Genomic DNA, 15,092 nt, shown 5'->3' with positions numbered 1-15,092 from the left:
TGCCCGGCCCCGCCGCGTCCGGCTCTGCGGCCCGCGGCAGAGCCGCGCCCGGCCGCGCGGCCGCGTCCGGCCCCGGCGACGGGGACGTCACTCGCGGCCCGCGAGGTAGCGGCGGCGGCAGCCCTCGGCGCAGAAGTAGACGACCCCGCCGTCCGAGCCCGGCGCCTGGATCGCATCCTCGGTCATCGCGACCGTCATCCCGCAGATCGGATCGATCGCCACCTCCGGGCCGTCGTGCCGATACGCCGACCCCGGATGCGAGTCGATCACCGCGATCGGCCGGACCCCCGGCGGGATCACCGGCCCGCTGTCAGCCGGGCGGTCGGTCACGGAGGTCGGCTTCCGGGTGCCGGCCCGGTCGGATACCCCACCCACGGTGGTTCGCCGCTCATCGTCGATAGTGGAACGGAGAGCAACGATCTCGGCGAGGATCGAGAGCGCGGCCTCGGGGGCGGTCCGGCCGCCGAGGTCGAGTCCCGCGGGGTAGTGGACGCGCGCGCGGTCGGCGTCGGTGACCTCGAGCGAGGCGACGACCGCCGCACCGCGGCGGCGGCTCGCCACCAGTCCGACGTAGGGGACCCCGGCGCGGAGGGCCTCCTCGAGGACGGGCTCCTCGCCGTGGCCGTGGGACGCGACCACGACCGCGTCCGCCCCGGCGACCGCACCGCCCGACTCCACCAGGAAGCCCAGCGGCGCGCCCAGCGCGGCCAGCGCGGACCCGATCGGCGTGTCGCCCAGCACGACCAGACGTGGCTGCGGACGCTGGGGCTCCAGGAAGATCTCCAGGCTCCCGCCCGACAGGCACGGGTTCGCGACCGTGACCGCACCTTCTTCGACGACGGTCGACGGGGCGCCGGCCGAGATCCGGAGCAGCAGCGGGTCGCCGGTCCCCAGCGCGGCCAGCGCGTGCACGCGCACCGACGACTCCGCGCACGAGCCGCCGACGAAGCCCTCGATGACCCCGTCGGCGAGCACGAGCGCGGTGTCACCGGCGTGCGCGCTGGCGGGCTTGCCCGCGCGCACGACGGTGGCCTTCACGAACGGTTCGCGCGCCTGCACCAGCTCGGCGACGCGGTCGGTCAACGCAGCCATCAGATCGGCGGGGTGGCCCGGCCCTGCATGGCCGCCCACACTCGGTCGGGGGTGCACGGCATGTCGAGGTGGGTCACTCCGAACGGGGCGAGCGCGTCGACGACGGCGTTCACCACGGCCGGCGGGGAGCCGACGGTCGCGGACTCGCCGATGCCCTTGGCGCCGATCGGATGGTGCGGCGACGGGGTGACCGTGTAGTCGGTCTCCCAGTCCGGCACCTCCATCGCGGTGGGGATCAGGTAGTCCATGAACGAACCGCCGAGGCAGTTTCCCGACTCGTCGAAGCCGATGAACTCCATCAGCGCCATGCCGACGCCGTCGGTCAGGCCGCCGTGGACCTGGCCTTCGATGATCATCGGGTTGATCCGGGTGCCGCAGTCGTCGACGGCGATGAACCGGCGGACCTTGACGTGCCCGGTACCGGGATCGACGTCGACGACGCAGATGTAGGCGCCGTAGGGGAACGTCAGGTTCGGCGGGTTGTACGTGACCTCGGCGTCGAGGTTGCCGTCGATGCCGTCGGGCAGGTCGACGGTGCCGTGGGCGCCCATCGCGATCTCGGCGATCGTCTTGCCGGACGACGGGTCACCGGCGACGAACCAGCGGCCCTTCTCCCACTCCAGGTCTTCCGGGCGGACCTCGAGCATGGCCGCGGCGATCAGCTTGGCCTTCTCGCGGACCTTGCGGGTGGCCAGCGCGACCGCGCCGCCGCTGACCGGGGTCGAGCGGCTGCCGTAGGTGCCGAGGCCGAACGGGGTCTGGTCGGTGTCGCCGTGCACGACCTCGATGTCCTCGGGTGGGATGCCGATCTCCTCGGCGACGATCTGGGCGAACGTCGTCTCGTGGCCCTGGCCCTGGGTCTGGACGGAGAGGCGGACGACGGCTTTGCCGGTCGGATGGACGCGGACCTCGGCGCCGTCGGCCATGCCCAGGCCGAGGATGTCCATGTGACGGCGGGGCCCGGCGCCGACGGTCTCGGTGAAGAACGAGATGCCGATGCCCATGAGCTCGCCGTTCTGGCGTTTTTCGGCCTGCTCTTGACGCAGGTCGTCGTAGCCCGCTCGTTCCAACGCCAGGCGCATCGTCTTCTCGTACTCGCCCGAGTCGTACTCCCACCCGGTCTTGTTCGCGTACGGGAACTGGTCGGGCTGGATGAAGTTCTTGATCCTGAGCTGCGCCGGGTCGTGGCCCAGCTTCGCGGCCAGCACGTCGACCATGCGCTCGATCAGGTACACCGCCTCGGTGACCCGGAACGAGCACGCGTAGGCCACCCCGCCCGGCGCTTTGTTCGTGTAGACGCCGGTGACCTTGCAGTACGCGGCCTGCAGGTCGTAGGAGCCGGTGAAGATGTGGAAGAACCCGGCGGGGTACTTCGTCGGCTGGGCGGTGGCGTTGAACGCGCCGTGGTCGGCGATCACGTTGGTGCGCACGGCCAGGATGCGGCCGTCGCTCGTCGCGGCGATCTCGCCCTTCATGATGTAGTCGCGGGCGAACGACGTCGACATCAGGTTCTCCGACCGGTCCTCGACCCACTTGACCGGCTTGCCGGTCACGATCGAGCCGACCACGGCCAGGATGTACCCGGGGTAGATGCCGACCTTGTTGCCGAACCCGCCGCCGATGTCCGGGCTGATCACCCGGATCTTGTGCTCGGGCAGGCCGGCGACCAGCGCGAACAGCGTCCGGTGGGCGTGCGGGGCCTGGGTGGTCTCGTACAGCGTCAGCTTGCCGTCGATCGGGTCGTAGTCGGCGACCGCGCCGCAGGTCTCCATCGGGGCCGGGTGCACGCGCGGGTAGATGACCTCTTCGGTCACCACGACGTCGGCCCGGGCGAAGACCGCGTCGGTCTCGGCCGCGTCGCCGGCCTCCCAGTCGAAGATGTGGTTGTTCGTCTTGTCGGCCAGATCGTCCCGGATCACCGGGGCGTCGGAATCGAGGGCTTTGCGGACGTCGATGACCGGTTCGAGCACGTCGTAGTCGACGTCGATGAGCTCGAGCGCGTCGCGGGCCGCGTAGCGGTCCTCGGCGACGACGAACGCCACCTCCTGGCCCTGGAACCGGACCTTGTCGGTGGCCAGCACGGCCTGCACGTCGTAGGAGAGCGTCGGGGCCCAGGCCAGGTTGAGACCCTCGAGGTCCTTGCCGGTGATGACCGCGAGGACCTTCGGGTGGGCCAGCGCCTCGGTCGTGTCGATCGAGACGATCTTCGCGTGCGCGACCGGAGAGCGCAGGATCGCGCCGTGCAGCATCCCCGGCAGCACGATGTCGTCGACGTACCGGCCCTTGCCACGGACGAAGCGCGGGTCCTCCTTGCGCTGGAGGCGTCCGAAGCCGATCGGGCGGTTCTCGTCGGTGGCGGCGGGGTTGGTCTCGGTCACGGTCATTGTGCTGCCGCCCATCGGATCGATCGGACGATCGTCGCGTACCCCGTGCAGCGACAGATCTGGCCGGAGATCGCGGTCCGGATCTCGGTCTCGCTCGGGTCGGGGTTGCGGTCGAGGAGCGCTCGCGCGCTCATCATCATGCCCGGGGTGCAGAACCCGCACTGCAGGCCGTGCTCGGCCATGAAGCCTTTCTGGACGACGTCCAGCTCGCCGTTCTGGGCCAGTCCTTCGACGGTGCGGATCTCCCGACCGGCGGCCATCGCGGCCAGGACCGTGCAGGACTTGACCGGCTCGCCGTCCATCAAGAGGACGCAGGTGCCGCAGTTGCTGGTGTCGCAGCCCCAGTGCGTGCCGGTGAGCTTGAGCGTGTCGCGGACGAAGTGCACGAGCAACGTGCGGGGCTCGGCCTCGGCGGTGACCTCGGTGCCGTTGACCGTCATCGTGATCTGCATGGTTACCTGGCCCGTTCGACGGCGCGGCGGAGCACGCGTTTGGTGAGTTCGGCGGCGAGGTGGCGCTTGTAGTCGACCGGTCCGCGCTGGTCGGCGACCGGGTCGCAGTCCTGCTTGGCCAGTTCGGCGGCCGCGGTGAACGCTTCCTCGCTCGGGGGCGCGTTCCGGAGCGCGTCCTCGGCCCGGGTGGCGGTCCGTCCGTCCAGCCCGACCGACGTCAGCCCGATGGCGACGTCGGCGATCGTGCCGTCGTCGGCGAGCGTCACCGAGGCGCCGGCGGCGGCGACGGCCCAGTCGCCGACCCGGCGCTCGACCTTCTCGTACGCGCTGCCGGTGCGGGGCCTGATCGGGAACCGGATCTCGGTGAGCAGCTCGTCCTGCTCGACCGCGGTCTCGTACGGGCCGCGGTGCAGCTCCTCCATGGACACGACCCGCTCGCCGTCCAGGGACCGGATGACCACCTGGGCCCGGAGCACCTCGCAGACCGTGGAGAGGTCCTCGGCCGGGTCGGCCTGGCACAGCGACCCGCCGATCGTGCCCCGGTTGCGGACGACCGGGTCGGCGATCACGCGCTCGGCGTCGGTGACGATCGGCAGCTTCCCGGCGATCAGGTCGGAGCCGAGCAGGGTGGCGTGCCGGGTGAGCGCGCCGACCCGGAGGACGTCGCCGTCCTCGACCAGGTAGTCGAGCTCGAACAGGTCGTTGATGTCGATGAGCCACTCGGGCCGGGCCAGCCGCAGCTTCATCATCGGCAGCAGGCTGTGCCCACCGGCGATCACCCGGGACTCCGGGCCGTGTCGCTGTAACAGGGTCAGCGCGTCCTCGACGCTCTCCGCACGGGCGTAGTCAAAGGGAGCCGGAACTTGCACCAGCGGGCCTCCACATCGGCGGGATGTGATTGTGCGGCTGACCTTGTTACGGGCGTTCACGAGTGTCAAGGTCGTCATAAGCGAACGGTTAAGAGGTGTCACCGATGACCCTGAGCCAGCTGAGAACCTTCGCCCTGGTCGTGCGGCTGGGGTCGCTGCGCGCGGCCGCGAAGGAGCTGGGGATCAGCGAACCCGCGGTCTCGGCCGCGGTCGCGGCGCTGCGGGCCGAGCTCGGCGACCCGCTGTTCGTGCGGGCCGGTGGCGGGATCGAGTTCACGCCCGGCGGGCGGCGGCTGGCGGCGCACGCCGAGGAGATCGTCGGGCTGGCCGACCAGGCCCGCCGCGAGGTCGCGGAGACCGTGCTGGCCAGCACGTCGCTGCGGGTGGCGGCCGCGGCCGACTTCTCCGAGCACGCGGCCGACGCGTTGCTCAACGCGTTCACGCGACGGTTGCCGGACTGCCAGGTCGACCTGACGCTGGCCGAGGGCTCCGAGCTGGCCGACCTCCTGGTTCGCCGGACCGCGGACGTCGTGCTGGGCCCGCGTCCGACGGGCGGGGAGCCGGGGCCGCGCCCGGTCGGCGGGGAGCTGGACGTCGTGCCGTTCCTGCGGTACCAGCGCATCCTGGTCGCGGCGCCGGAGTTCCCGGTCGTGGTGCGCGAGGTCTTCCGGCACGTCTGGCTCACCGGGCCGGCCGGGCTGGAGGAACTGTCGGAGGAAGGGCGGTGGATCGCCCGCCAGCCGGTCTGGCCCGACCTGGTGCGGTTCCCGTCCGAGACCGACGCGGTGGCCGCGGCCCGGGCCGGCGACGGGCTGATGCTCGCGCTCGGGCACGTCGTGCGGGCGGACCTGCGGTCGGGGGCGCTGGTGCGGATCCCGGTGCCCGGCACGCCGGTGCAGGGGCTCTGGTACGCGACGGTGCTGGGTCGGGGGCGGGCCAGCGCGGCCGCCCGGGCGCTCCAGGAGTTCGTGACGACGCCGACCGCGACCGCCGCGATGCTCGCGCCGCCCGGGGTCGCCCCGCTGGTGCCGAGGCGTCCGCCCGTGCACGTCGCCCTGTGGAGCTAGCGCACCGCCGGGCCGGGTGCGAGTTTCGCGTCGCTCCGCGGCGCCAAATTGGCGTCGCTCCGCGACGCGATCCACTCGAAGAGCGGTTTGCGCTTGGTGTTCTGGAACGCGGTGAACTGCCAGCGCCCGTCGCGCTTCACCGCGACGAAGGTCTGGACCTTGTCGGGCTTCGTGCTGCCTCGCTTCGACGTCTGGACTGTCCCGACGCTGGTTACGACCGCGACGTCGGCGGTGACGAACCGGATGTCGGTGATCCGCCCGAGCAGCCGGCTGCCCTTCAGGTACTTCTTCCAGAGGACGTCGTGCACCTCGGCGATCGTCCGCCGGCCCCGCTACTGGGTGCCTCCTCGATCGGCTGGAGAAGCGCGGGTTCATCGAGCGGTATCGCGAGCCGGGGGACCGGCGGAAGGTGTTCGTGCGGTCCACCGGGCGTCACGAGGAGCAGCTCGCCGAGATCTACCGCCCGCTGGCCGAGGCGACCGACGCGGTGCTGGGCTCGTTCGACACGTCGTCGCTCGAGTCCGTGCGGGACCTCCTGGGGAAGCTCGCCGAAGTGAGCGAGTCGTTCGTCCGCTCATCGGGGGCGGGCGAAGCGGAGCGTGCCCAGGGGAGCGAAGACCGCCAGGATGACGCCCGCCCACGGTAGGGACGCGGCCACCGGGTGGTGCAGGGGCCAGGCGGAGGCCGGAGGGGCCGGGTTGCCGCACAGCTCCCGGACGGCCTGACCCAGGGCGCTGACCGGGTTCCAGTCGGCGATCGTGCGCAGCCAGGCCGGCATGCCGTCGGTCGGCACCATCAGATTCGACACCATCGAGACCGGCAGGACGACGATCGCGAGCTGCCCGGCCGCCTCCTGGCTGCGCAGCACGAGCCCGAGGTAGAGGCCGACCCAGGTCATCGCGAACTGCGTCAGCAATAACAAGCCCAAAGCCTCGAAAACGTCCAACGGCCCGGTCTCGATGCGCCAACCGACCAGAAGCCCCACCGCCCCCATCAACACGAAGTTGACGAACCCGTAGAGGCTGGTCGCGATCGCCTGCCCGAGTGGGATCGCGCTCCGGGTGATCGGCATCGAGCGGTACCGGTCGACGACGCCGAGCCGGTTGTCGCGGGACATCGTCACCAGCGCCGGGATGATGTTCACCGCGATCAGGACGAACAGGCCGGGCAGCAGGTATTCGCGGTAGTCGCCGCCCGGCACCGTGATCGCGCTGCCGACGATGTAGCCGAACGCGAGGACGAGGACGAGTGGCCCGGCGAGCGTGATCGCGATCCCGGACGGGTCGTGCCGCAGCCGGAGCAGCACGCGCAGGGCGGCGGCGGACGCGTCGGTGATCATGCTGGTTGCTCCGTCCGGTCGAGGAACACTTCGTCGAGGGTGGGGCGCCGTACCCGGACGTCCTCGACCCGGACGCCGTCGGCGTCCAGCGCCCGGACGACCTCGGGCAGGGAGACCGCGCGGGCGCCCACCGGCGCGGTGACGTGGTGATCGGTCACCTCGGGGGGCGCCGTGGCCCAGCGGGCGAGCACGGCCAGGGCGGCGTCGACATCGGACGGATCGGCGACCGCGACGTCGACCCGCGCGCCGAGCGTGTCCTTGAGCGCGTCGGGGCTGCCCTCGGCGACGACCCGGCCGCCGTCGATGATCACGACCTGGTCGGCGAGCCGGTCGGCCTCCTCGAGGTACTGCGTGGTGAGGAGGACGGTCGCGTCCGAGGGGGCGACGACGTCCCAGATCGCCCGCCGGCTGCGCGGGTCGAGGCCGGTGGTGGGCTCGTCCAGGACGAGCAGCGCGGGTTCGACGAGGAAGGCCGCGACCAGGTCGAGCCGTCGCCGCATCCCTCCGGACCAGGTCTTGACCAGCCGGTTCCCGGCTTCCGCGAGGCCGAACCGCGCCAGCAGGTCGTCGGCCGGCCGCCGGGCGGCCCGCCGGCCGAGGCGCAGCATCAGGCCGAGGATCACGAGGTTCTCGACCCCGGTGAGGTCGTCGTCGACCGCCGCGTGCTGCCCGGCCAGCCCGATCAATTCGCGGACGCTCCGCGGCCGGGCGACGACGTCGAAGCCCCCGACGGTGGCGTGGCCGGCGTCGGGGCGGGTGAGCGTGGTGAGGACGCGGACGGCGGTGGTCTTGCCCGCGCCGTTCGGGCCGAGGAGCGCGCGGCGCCGGAGCACAGCCGGGAGCGGATCGCGGCCGCGGCCGCTGCGCTGGCCGACGCCTCCGGGCTGCCCGCGGTGTCGATGCGGAAGGTCGCGACGGCGCTCGGCGCCGGCACCGCGTCGCTGTACCGGTACGTGACGACGCGGGACGAACTGGTCGCGCTGATGGTCGACGCGGTGAACGGTGAGCTCGGATACCCGCGGCCGACGACCGGCGACTGGCGGGCGGACGTCCTGGCGATCGGCGCCGATCTGCGGGCGTTGTACCGGCGGCACCCGTGGCTGCTCGACATCCAGCCGGGTGCGACCGGGATCGGCCCTAACGGCGTCGCCTACCTGGAGCAGGGGCTGGCCGCGCTGAGCCCGCTCGACCGGCCCGCCGGTACGAAACTCGAGGCGGTCGCGATGCTGTCCGGCGCCGTGAGCCTGTTCGCCCGGGACGAGGCCTCGGGGGCGTCCGGGGCGACGCCGGACGGGCGGGCGGCCACCGCGCGGTACCTGGCCGCGGTCGTGACCCCGGAGACGTACCCGCACCTGGCCGAGGCGCTGAGTTCACCGCCGCGGGACGCTCCGGCCGAGGACTTGTTCGAGCGGATGCTCGGGAATCTGCTGGCGGGTCTGCTGGGCGTCCGCTAGGGGCGGCCCGCACCGGGCCGCCCCGCGCCGGGTTCAGAGCTGGCTGATGACCTTCTCGGCCACGGCCTTCTCGACCGCGAGGTTCTCGGCGTCGTTGCCGCCACTGGTCGCGTAGACGTCGATCTGCAGGTTGCCCTTCAGGACGTACAGGTGCCCGCCTGCGGTGAAGGCCTTGTCGCCGACGCCGTCGTAGTCCTGCGCGGCCGGGTCGCGGACGTCGAAGTCACCGGGCGAGCTCGGGGAGAGGAACACCGCGAGCACGCCGGCCTCCAGCTGCCACTGGCAGTACCGGGTGCTGCCGGCCTCGGAGTTCGATCTGTCGATCTGGGTGATCTCTTTCTTCGTCAGCGAATTGACGTCGGCCGGCGTCAGCAGCTTGCACGGGTTCGGGGTCTCGCCGTCGCCGGCCGCGGTGCCGGTCTCGGTCGTCGCGGCCGAGCTGGGCTGCTTGGCGGCGCTGGCCGACGTGGGCGTGGGCGAGGCCGAGGCGTCGTCGGTCGAGATCGTGATCGTGCCGCATCCGGTGAGGGCGAACAGCCCGGCGGCGGCGACGGTGGCGAGCGTGCGGCGGAGGGTCCTGGCGGTCATCGTGCGTGCTCCTCGAATCGGTGACGGCCTTTGCGGATCCTCCGGCCGTGCTTCACAGGTTCCAGGAACAGACGTTGGGGGACGATCAGTGACGCGACGTCCAGACTGTTCGTCCGACGACAGAACTACCTGAACGTCGCTCCGTTATCAGTGTCACCACTGAATCACGCTGCCTGAAAGGACCGTTTGGCCAGGCCGAGGAAGAAGCCGTCGACGGTCGTCGTCACCGGGGCCTCGGGGTCGGTGGCCGCGCCGAGAGTCACGAACAGCGGCGTGAAGTGTTCCACGGTCGGGTGCGCGTACGGCATCCCCGGCGCGCGGCCGAGGTAGTTCGACAGCTCCTCGACGTCGCCGCGGGCCAGTGCGTCGGCCGCCCAGGCGTCGAACTCGGCCGACCAGCCGGGCGCCGCGGCGTCCAGACTGAACTCGCGGAGGTACCGCAGGCCATGGGTCATGAAGCCGGACCCGATCACCAGGACGCCCTGCTCGCGCAGCGGGCGGAGGCGCTCGCCGAGCGCGAGCAGGCGGGCCGGGTCGTGGGTCGGGATGCTCATCTGCAGCACCGGGATGTCGGCGTCCGGGTACATGACCTTCAGCGGCACCCAGGCACCGTGGTCGAGCCCGCGCTCGCGGTGCTCGTAGACGGTCTCGGTGTCGGGCAGGACCTTGAGCAGGTCGGCGGCGAGCGACGACGAGTCGGGGGTGTCGTAGCGCATCCGGTAGTAGCGCGGGTCGAAGCCGCCGAAGTCGTAGACCGGCGTGGTGTTGGCCTGCGTGCTGCTGACCGAGAGCGGCGCCATCTCCCAGTGCGCGGAGACGATCAGGATCGCGGTCGGCTTGGGCAGCGCGCGGGCCCAGGCGAACAGCTGGTCCATCCAGGTCGAGTCCTCGAACAGCGGCGGTGCGCCGTGGCTGAGGTAGAGCGAGGGGAGTGCGCCGTCGTCGGGCGTCCAGAGGCGGTGCGGCTCGGCCTGGGCGGTTTTCTGGACGTGGAGATCGAACGGGTGCACGGGGATCCCTCCGATTAGTTGACCGCTCAATAAAATACGGTATGAAACTTGAAGCGTCAACTTTTGGCGTACACTCGAACCATGACCGGCTCTCCTTCGCCCTGGCTGGACGCCGACCAGCAGCGCAGCTGGTTGCGGCTCGCGGGGCTGATGATCAAGCTCCCGGCCGCGCTCGACGCTCAGTTGCAGCGCGACGCCGGAATCAGCCATTTCGATTACATGGTGTTGTCGCGGCTGTCCGAAGCGCCCGACCGGGTGCTGCGGATGAGCCAGCTGGCCGAGTTCGCCAACGGGTCGCTCTCGCGGCTGTCACACGTGGTGAAGCGGCTCGAGCAGCGAGGCTGGGTCGAGCGGCGGCCGTGCCCGGAGGACGGCCGCGCGACCAACGCCGTGCTCACCGAGGCGGGCTGGGAGAAGGTCGTGGCGACCGCGCCCGGGCACGTCGCGACCGTCCGGTCGCTGGTCGTGGAACCGCTGACGACCGAGCAGCTCGAGGAGTTCGGGGACCTGGTGGGAGTGCTGCTCAGCCAGGTCGACCCGGAGTGGGGGTCGCCCGGAAGCCTCTCAGGCGGAGGCTGTTGAGCACCACGGCCACCGACGACAGCGCCATCGCGGCGCCCGCGATCATCGGGTTGAGCAGGCCCAGGCCGGCCAGCGGCAGCGCGGCGACGTTGTAGGCGAAGGCCCAGAACAGGTTGCCGCGGATGATCCCGAGCGTCGCGCGGGAGAGCCGGATCGCGGTCGGGGCCTTGGCCAGGTCGCCGCTGACCAGCGTGAGGTCGGCGGCGGCGATCGCGGCGTCGGTGCCGGTGCCCATGGCCAGGCCGAGGTCGGCCTGGGCCAGCGCGGCCGCGTCGTTGACGCCGTCGCCGGCGACCGCGACGATCCGGCCATCGGCCTGGAGCTTCTTGACGACGTCGACCTTGTCGGTGGGCAGCGCCCCGGCGATCGTGTGCTCGGGGTCGATGCCGACCAGGTCGGCGACGTGCCGGGCGGCACCCGGGCCGTCGCCGGTGACCAGCCACGGCGTGAGCCCGAGCTTCCGCAGCGCGCGCACCGCGTCCGGGCCGGACTCCCGGGGAGCGTCCGCGACGTCGAGCAGCGCCCAGGTCTCCCCGTCGACGACGACCGCCACCGTGGTGGTGCCGTTGGTCGGACCGGCCTCCGCCGGGCGGCCGACGTAGACGGTGTGGCCGTCGACCGTGCCCCGGGCGCCGTGGCCCGGCAGCGCCACGAAGTCCGTGACCGGCGGCGGGTCGTCCACCGCGGCGGCGATCGCGGCCGCGATCGGGTGCTCCGAGGCGCGCTCGACGCCGGCGGCCAGGCGCAGGGCTTCGTTGCCTCTGGTGACGGCCTGTACTGCCACCAGCGTCATGACCCCGGTCGTCAGCGTGCCGGTCTTGTCGAGGACGATCGTGTCGACCCGGCGCGTCGACTCCAGTACCTCCGGGCCGCGGATCAGGATCCCGAGCTGGGCCCCGCGGCCGGTACCGACCAGCAGCGCGGTCGGCGTCGCCAGGCCCAGCGCACACGGGCAGGCGATGATCAGCACGGCCACGGCCGCGGTGAACGCCGCCGTCGCCCCGGCCCCGGACGCCAGCCACCCGGCCAGCGTCGCCACCGCCAGCACCAGCACGACCGGCACGAAGATCGCCGAGATCTCGTCCGCGAGCCGCTGCACCGGCGCCTTGCCGTTCTGCGCCTCGGCGACGAGCTGGGCCATCCGGGCCAGCTGCGTCTCCCGCCCGACGCGGGTGGCGCGCACGGTCAGCCGCCCGGACGCGTTCACGCACCCGCCGACGACCGCGTCGCCCGGCCCGACCTCGGCCGGCACCGACTCCCCGGTCATCCGCGAGACGTCGACCGCCGAGCGCCCGTCCGCCACGACCCCGTCGGCGGCGATCGTCTCGCCCGGCCGGACGACGAAGACGTCGCCGACGGTTAGCTCCGACACCGGCACCCGCGATTCCCGCCCGTCCCGGAGCACGGCGACGTCCTTGGCCCCGAGCGCGAGCAGCTCACGCAGGGCCGAGCCCGCGGTGCGCTTGGCCCGGGCCTCGGCGTACCGCCCGGCCAGCAGGAACGCGGTGACGCCGGCCGCGGTCTCGAGGTAGATCGGGTCCCCGGCCGGGCCGGTGAACGAGAACGGATGCCTCATGCCGAGCTCGCCCGCCGACCCGAACACCAGCGCCCACACCGACCACAGGTACGCGGCCAGCGTCCCCAGCGAGATCAGCGTGTCCATCGTGGTGGCGCCGTGACGCAGGTTCTTCAGCGCGGCCGCGTGGAACGGCCAGCCGGAGTACGCGACGACCGGCGTGGCCAGGGCCAGCGACACCCACTGCCAGCCGTCGAACTGCCAGCCCGGCACCATGGCCAGCAGAATCACCGGCAGCCCGAGTACCACGGCGGCGACCAGGCGCCACGGGAAGGAGTCCGGCTCCGGCGCCTCGGCCGTGTAGCCGGCCGCCTCGACCTGCGCGACCAGGTCCGGCACCGACACCGCGTCCGGATACGTCACGGCCGCGGTCTCGGTGGCGTAGTTGACGGTCGCGCTGACGCCGTCGAGCTTGTTCAGCTTGCGCTCGACCCGGGCGGCACACGACCCGCAGGTCATACCCCCGATGTCGAGCGTGATCTCAGGCAAGCACGTACCCGGCCTCGTCGACGGCGGCGCGCAGCGCCTCCAGGTCGACCGGCGCCTCGCTGGTGACGGTCACCGCACCCGCGGCCAGATCGACGTCGACGCCGGTGACGCCGGCGACCCCGCTCACCTCGGACTCCACCGCGTTGACGCAGTGCTGGCAGGTCATCCCGGTCACCGGGTAGGTCTGCGTGACGGCCATGATGTTCCCCCTCTGACTAAGACCGGACGAGCCGCGCGATCGCCTCGGACGCCTCGCGCACCTTGGTCTCGGCCTCCGGGCCGCCCTCGCGGGCCGCGTCGACCACGCAGTGCGCGAGGTGCTCGTCGAGCAGCCCGAGCGCGACCGACTGCAACGCCTTCGTCGCGGCCGAGACCTGGGTGAGGATGTCGATGCAGTACTCCTCCTGCTCGACCATCCGTTGCAGCCCGCGGATCTGGCCCTCGATGCGACGCAGTCGCTTGAGGTAGGCGTCCTTGTCGCCGATGTACGCGTGCGCCACGGTTGCCTCCCGGGTCGGCTGCTCCGGCCGATACTGTACCCCCCTAGGGTAGGGAGCCTCCACCGGCCGCGGCCGGCACCCGCAGGAGATCGACGCCGAGGGTGATCGCGGCGATCTGCGCGTCGCCGAACGTCCGGACGGTGAGCTGCGCGGACGCGTCGAACTGCTCGTCGTCGGCGTTGCGGAGCGCGCCCGGGCGGTAGGGCGCCGACGCGTAGATCCGCGCGCTCGCCGCGTCGTCGAGGAACACCTGGGTGGCCAGCACCGTCCGCCGGTCGAGGTGCACCTTGACGTGGACGTGGGGCGCGCGTCCGACGTACCAGCCCGGGTAGATCGTCGCGAACCGCACGACGCCCTGGGCGTCGGCGATCTGCGCGCCGCGCAGGAACGTCCCGTCGTCGGTCGGCTGGGCCTCCGCGTCGCCCCGGCTGTACGAGCCGTCGGACGTCCGGGTCGCGTAGCCCATCGGGTCACCGGTCGGGTCGGCCGCGGGCGGCTCCGGGCCGAGGTCGTTCGGCCAGCCCGGAGGAGGGGCAGGCACAGCGACGCCGCCGGGCGTCTCGAAGCCGGAGTACCGCCCGGCCGCGTCGCAGTGCCACACCTCGACGACCGCGTCCGGCACCGGCCGGTCCGTGCACCCGGCCCCGTCGACGACCCGGAACACCAGCCGCAGCGGCGTCCCCGGCCGGTTCTCCCGGAGGTCGGTGCGCAGCCGGTCGACGTCGAACCAGTACGGGCCCTGGGCCGCCTGGACGGTCGGGCGGCAGACCCGGGACTCCCCGAGCAGCGCCAGCGCGGCCGCGTCGATCGACGTCGGTAGCTCGGCCCCGGCGCCACCCCGGCCGCCCTCCGGCCGGGACGACAACCCGGCCAGCGCGATGCCGGTCGCGCTGAGTCCCAGCGGGGCGCCGAGCGCCAGCGCCCGTCGTCTGCTCCACCGGCGCTGTTCCATGGTCGACCCCCACCCGGCGCGTCTCCGGTTAAAGGCCTCAATAGGGCCGATATCGCGCCTCGCCCGGGAAGTCTGGCGTATGGGTCGCCGTTCGCGCCGCCCCGAGCTCAGTCGCCGTCGTAGCGCTGCTCGCGCCAGGGATCGCCGTAGTTGTGGTAGCCGACCCGCTCCCAGAAGCCCTTCTTCTCGGTGGTGAGCAGCTCCACCCGGCGGACCCACTTCGCCGACTTCCAGAAGTACAGGTGCGGGACGAGCAGCCGGGCCGGGCCGCCGTGCTCCGGGTCGAGCGGCTTGCCGTCGAACGAGAAGACGATCCAGGCCTTGCCGCCGCGCAGGTCGGCCAGCGGCAGGTTCGTCGTGTAACCGCCGTAGCTGTGCACGAGCGCGTACGGCGCCGCGGTCTCGACGCCGTCCAGCAGCGTGTCGAACGAGACGCCTTCCCAGCTCGTGCCGAACTTCGACCACTTGGTGACGCAGTGGATGTCGACGGTCGGCGTCGCGTGCGGCAGCGCCTGCAGTTCGGCCCACGACCAGGTACGGCGGGTGCCGTCCTCGGTCGTCAGCGAGAACTCCCAGGCGTCCGGAAGGACGCGGGGCGTCGGACCGGCGGAGAGCACCGGGAAGCCGTCGGTCGGGTACTGGCCGGGCGGGAGCAGGCCAGTCGCGACCGGTCGGCGCCGGCCGTGGAATCCGGGGGAGAAGTTCGCCACCCCCACAGTCTGGACTGCTCAGATCGCG

At 72.3% G+C, this 15,092-nt stretch carries 16 protein-coding genes and 2 pseudogenes; 4 read left to right on the top strand and 14 right to left on the bottom strand.

Features of this window, described 5'->3' with window-relative positions; all coding sequences use genetic code 11:
* Positions 1 to 87: 87 nt before the first annotated feature.
* Genes FL583_RS36080 through FL583_RS36065 form a run of 4 tightly spaced genes read right to left on the bottom strand, consistent with a single transcriptional unit; the run spans position 88 to position 4,797 of the window.
* Positions 88 to 1,092 (bottom strand): XdhC family protein, encoded by a 1,005-nt coding sequence (locus FL583_RS36080; protein ID WP_142709393.1) that lies wholly within the window; start codon positions 1,090 to 1,092, stop codon positions 88 to 90.
* Positions 1,092 to 3,476, bottom strand: a complete 2,385-nt coding sequence (locus FL583_RS36075; protein WP_142709399.1) for an aerobic carbon-monoxide dehydrogenase large subunit — start codon at positions 3,474 to 3,476, stop codon at positions 1,092 to 1,094. Before FL583_RS36075 ends, FL583_RS36080 begins: the two co-directional genes overlap by 1 nt.
* A complete protein-coding gene (locus FL583_RS36070; RefSeq protein WP_142709392.1) occupies positions 3,473 to 3,928 on the bottom strand; it encodes a (2Fe-2S)-binding protein in 456 nt (151 codons plus the stop codon). The genes FL583_RS36075 and FL583_RS36070 overlap by 4 nt, the downstream gene beginning before the upstream one ends.
* Positions 3,929 to 3,930: 2 nt before the next feature.
* Entirely contained in the window at positions 3,931 to 4,797 is an 867-nt protein-coding gene (locus FL583_RS36065; protein WP_142709391.1) for an FAD binding domain-containing protein, read from the bottom strand.
* 104 nt (positions 4,798 to 4,901) lie between these two features.
* On the opposite strand from FL583_RS36065, the gene FL583_RS36060 reads away from it, so the two are divergent.
* The gene (locus FL583_RS36060; protein ID WP_142709390.1) at positions 4,902 to 5,864 is read left to right on the top strand and encodes a LysR family transcriptional regulator; all 963 of its coding nucleotides are present in this window, start codon (positions 4,902 to 4,904) and stop codon (positions 5,862 to 5,864) included.
* On the opposite strand, the pseudogene FL583_RS36055 reads toward FL583_RS36060, so the two are convergent.
* Positions 5,861 to 6,184: pseudogene (locus FL583_RS36055) on the bottom strand (SgcJ/EcaC family oxidoreductase); the annotation flags it as partial. The gene FL583_RS36060 and the pseudogene FL583_RS36055 sit on opposite strands and share 4 nt — an antisense overlap.
* A 29-nt stretch (positions 6,185 to 6,213) precedes the next feature.
* On the opposite strand from FL583_RS36055, the pseudogene FL583_RS43235 reads away from it, so the two are divergent.
* A pseudogene (locus FL583_RS43235) lies at positions 6,214 to 6,510 on the top strand (MarR family winged helix-turn-helix transcriptional regulator); the annotation flags it as partial.
* On the opposite strand, the gene FL583_RS36045 reads toward FL583_RS43235, so the two are convergent.
* Positions 6,439 to 7,203 carry an ABC transporter permease gene (locus tag FL583_RS36045; RefSeq protein ID WP_142709388.1) on the bottom strand — a complete coding sequence of 255 codons (765 nt, stop codon included), beginning with the start codon at positions 7,201 to 7,203 and terminating at the stop codon, positions 6,439 to 6,441. The pseudogene FL583_RS43235 and the gene FL583_RS36045 overlap by 72 nt on opposite strands.
* Positions 7,200 to 8,036 (bottom strand): ATP-binding cassette domain-containing protein, encoded by an 837-nt coding sequence (locus FL583_RS36040; RefSeq protein WP_142709387.1) that lies wholly within the window; start codon positions 8,034 to 8,036, stop codon positions 7,200 to 7,202. Before FL583_RS36040 ends, FL583_RS36045 begins: the two co-directional genes overlap by 4 nt.
* Before the next feature lie 66 nt (positions 8,037 to 8,102).
* On the opposite strand from FL583_RS36040, the gene FL583_RS36035 reads away from it, so the two are divergent.
* Entirely contained in the window at positions 8,103 to 8,657 is a 555-nt protein-coding gene (locus tag FL583_RS36035; RefSeq protein WP_240746930.1) for a TetR/AcrR family transcriptional regulator C-terminal domain-containing protein, read from the top strand.
* Between the two features lie 33 nt (positions 8,658 to 8,690).
* On the opposite strand, the gene FL583_RS36030 is transcribed toward FL583_RS36035, so the two are convergent.
* Together FL583_RS36030 and FL583_RS36025 are read right to left on the bottom strand one after the other, a co-directional pair.
* A complete protein-coding gene (locus FL583_RS36030) occupies positions 8,691 to 9,245 on the bottom strand; it encodes a DUF3558 family protein (protein ID WP_142709385.1) in 555 nt (184 codons plus the stop codon).
* 164 nt (positions 9,246 to 9,409) lie between these two features.
* Positions 9,410 to 10,261 (bottom strand): dioxygenase family protein, encoded by an 852-nt coding sequence (locus tag FL583_RS36025; protein WP_142709397.1) that lies wholly within the window; start codon positions 10,259 to 10,261, stop codon positions 9,410 to 9,412.
* Between the two features lie 75 nt (positions 10,262 to 10,336).
* On the opposite strand from FL583_RS36025, the gene FL583_RS36020 reads away from it, so the two are divergent.
* Positions 10,337 to 10,837, top strand: a complete 501-nt coding sequence (locus FL583_RS36020; RefSeq protein WP_142709384.1) for a MarR family winged helix-turn-helix transcriptional regulator — start codon at positions 10,337 to 10,339, stop codon at positions 10,835 to 10,837.
* On the opposite strand, the gene FL583_RS36015 is transcribed toward FL583_RS36020, so the two are convergent.
* From FL583_RS36015 to FL583_RS35995, 5 genes are all read right to left on the bottom strand, one after another.
* Positions 10,779 to 12,902, bottom strand: a complete 2,124-nt coding sequence (locus FL583_RS36015; protein WP_240746928.1) for a heavy metal translocating P-type ATPase — start codon at positions 12,900 to 12,902, stop codon at positions 10,779 to 10,781. The genes FL583_RS36020 and FL583_RS36015 overlap by 59 nt on opposite strands.
* A complete protein-coding gene (locus tag FL583_RS36010; RefSeq protein WP_142709383.1) occupies positions 12,895 to 13,101 on the bottom strand; it encodes a heavy-metal-associated domain-containing protein in 207 nt (68 codons plus the stop codon). Before FL583_RS36010 ends, FL583_RS36015 begins: the two co-directional genes overlap by 8 nt.
* Positions 13,102 to 13,117: 16 nt before the next feature.
* Entirely contained in the window at positions 13,118 to 13,402 is a 285-nt protein-coding gene (locus FL583_RS36005) for a metal-sensitive transcriptional regulator (RefSeq protein ID WP_142709382.1), read from the bottom strand.
* A 43-nt stretch (positions 13,403 to 13,445) separates the two neighbouring features.
* Positions 13,446 to 14,354, bottom strand: coding sequence for a peptidase associated/transthyretin-like domain-containing protein (locus FL583_RS36000; RefSeq protein WP_205752760.1), 909 nt, complete (start codon positions 14,352 to 14,354; stop codon positions 13,446 to 13,448).
* A gap of 107 nt (positions 14,355 to 14,461) precedes the next feature.
* Positions 14,462 to 15,064, bottom strand: a complete 603-nt coding sequence (locus FL583_RS35995) for a molybdopterin-dependent oxidoreductase (protein WP_240746927.1) — start codon at positions 15,062 to 15,064, stop codon at positions 14,462 to 14,464.
* Positions 15,065 to 15,092: the final 28 nt, after the last annotated feature.

The organism is Cryptosporangium phraense, assembly GCF_006912135.1.
Lineage (GTDB): Bacteria > Actinomycetota > Actinomycetes > Mycobacteriales > Cryptosporangiaceae > Cryptosporangium > Cryptosporangium phraense.
This window is presented reverse-complemented; position numbering and strand designations above follow the sequence as displayed.

Excerpts from the sequence above, each read along its gene's own strand:
- FL583_RS36010 (WP_142709383.1), bottom strand. The coding sequence starts at position 13,101 with ATGGCCGTCACGCAGACCTACCCGGTGACCGGGATGACCTGCCAGCAC.
- FL583_RS36000 (WP_205752760.1), bottom strand. The coding sequence starts at position 14,354 with ATGGAACAGCGCCGGTGGAGCAGACGACGGGCGCTGGCGCTCGGCGCC.
- FL583_RS36070 (WP_142709392.1), bottom strand. The coding sequence starts at position 3,928 with ATGCAGATCACGATGACGGTCAACGGCACCGAGGTCACCGCCGAGGCC.
- FL583_RS36020 (WP_142709384.1), top strand. The coding sequence starts at position 10,337 with ATGACCGGCTCTCCTTCGCCCTGGCTGGACGCCGACCAGCAGCGCAGC.
- FL583_RS36030 (WP_142709385.1), bottom strand. The coding sequence starts at position 9,245 with ATGACCGCCAGGACCCTCCGCCGCACGCTCGCCACCGTCGCCGCCGCC.
- FL583_RS36060 (WP_142709390.1), top strand. The coding sequence starts at position 4,902 with ATGACCCTGAGCCAGCTGAGAACCTTCGCCCTGGTCGTGCGGCTGGGG.
- FL583_RS36080 (WP_142709393.1), bottom strand. The coding sequence starts at position 1,092 with ATGGCTGCGTTGACCGACCGCGTCGCCGAGCTGGTGCAGGCGCGCGAA.
- FL583_RS36075 (WP_142709399.1), bottom strand. The coding sequence starts at position 3,476 with ATGACCGTGACCGAGACCAACCCCGCCGCCACCGACGAGAACCGCCCG.
- FL583_RS36035 (WP_240746930.1), top strand. The coding sequence starts at position 8,103 with ATGCGGAAGGTCGCGACGGCGCTCGGCGCCGGCACCGCGTCGCTGTAC.
- FL583_RS36045 (WP_142709388.1), bottom strand. The coding sequence starts at position 7,203 with ATGATCACCGACGCGTCCGCCGCCGCCCTGCGCGTGCTGCTCCGGCTG.